This window comes from Metabacillus niabensis, assembly GCF_902829255.1.
GTDB lineage: Bacteria > Bacillota > Bacilli > Bacillales > Bacillaceae > Metabacillus > Metabacillus niabensis.
In genome coordinates, this window is sequence record NZ_CADEPK010000194.1 from 1 (window position 1) to 1,004 (window position 1,004).

A 1,004-nucleotide genomic window follows, 5' to 3' on the forward strand; every position below is an offset into this window, starting at 1 on the left:
GAATTAAGGAAAATCTAGACATACTCTTTATTGGCTTTAATCCAAGTCTCGTCTCAGGTGAAGTAGGACATCATTACGCAAGTAAATCTAATCGTTTTTGGAAAATTCTTTTTCAAGCAGGGATAACGGATAGACTCTACAAGCCTGATGAAGACGATATTTTATTATCAAGGGGCATTGGATTTACTAATATTGTATCTCGACCAACTAAAAGTGCGGATGAAATTACGTCAGATGAATACAGAATAGGAAGACAGATTCTTAGGAATAAAATAACAACCTACAGACCAAAAATTGCTTTTTTTGTAGGCAAAGGTGTTTATTTGAAATATGAGCAAATAAGTAAAACACATTGGGGCAGGCAAAATAAACAAATAGTTGAAGGTGTAATCGATTTTGTTGCTCCCTCATCAAGTGAGTTAGTGCGAATGAAAATGGATGATGTTGTTAGTATATATAAAGAAGTATTATCTATAAAGAAATAAAAAATTGGGAGATACTCTAATCTCCCAATTTTTTTGCTCATTACCAGAAAAATAATCCTGCTAAAGCTATACCTGTAATTAGACCTAATCCGATTCCATATGGATAACCATAGTAACCATATCCACCATAAAAACCTAGTCCAAAGCCATTTCCACGACGATTAAATGGTTGAATAAAAACCTTGCTCCGTGTGACTCTACAAATTTTCCCGACATGAACATTTCCATGACGATCTTGTATTCGAACTACTTTACCGTTATATCTGCAGCATAAATCATAATAATGTTGGGACATTTTTTTCCTCCTTGTATTTTAGTCATCATATCTTATGTTTTTTAAATACAAAGAGATTGTACAAATAACCTAGCTTCTATCAATTAAGGAATTAGCATTTTTGTCCAAAAAGTATGCAAAATGATAATTTATTTGAATATTTTTGTGTTAGCCTTTCGTGCTCAGAGAGGAGTTCGAAAACGTCTTGTGGAATATCTTCAATAGGTGAAAATTCTGTCGTTGGT

2 protein-coding genes are annotated in these 1,004 nt (G+C 33.1%); one reads left to right on the forward strand and one right to left on the reverse strand.

What is annotated here, in order from left to right:
* Positions 1-2 precede the first annotated feature (2 nt).
* On the forward strand, positions 3-485 hold the full coding sequence (locus tag HU235_RS12880; protein WP_174880461.1) for a mismatch-specific DNA-glycosylase: 483 nt from the start codon (positions 3-5) through the stop codon (positions 483-485).
* A gap of 40 nt (positions 486-525) precedes the next feature.
* Here HU235_RS12880 and HU235_RS12885 read toward each other — a convergent pair whose 3' ends face one another.
* Positions 526-780: a hypothetical protein gene (locus tag HU235_RS12885; protein ID WP_174880462.1), complete on the reverse strand. Its 255-nt coding sequence runs from the start codon at positions 778-780 to the stop codon at positions 526-528.
* Positions 781-1,004: the final 224 nt, after the last annotated feature.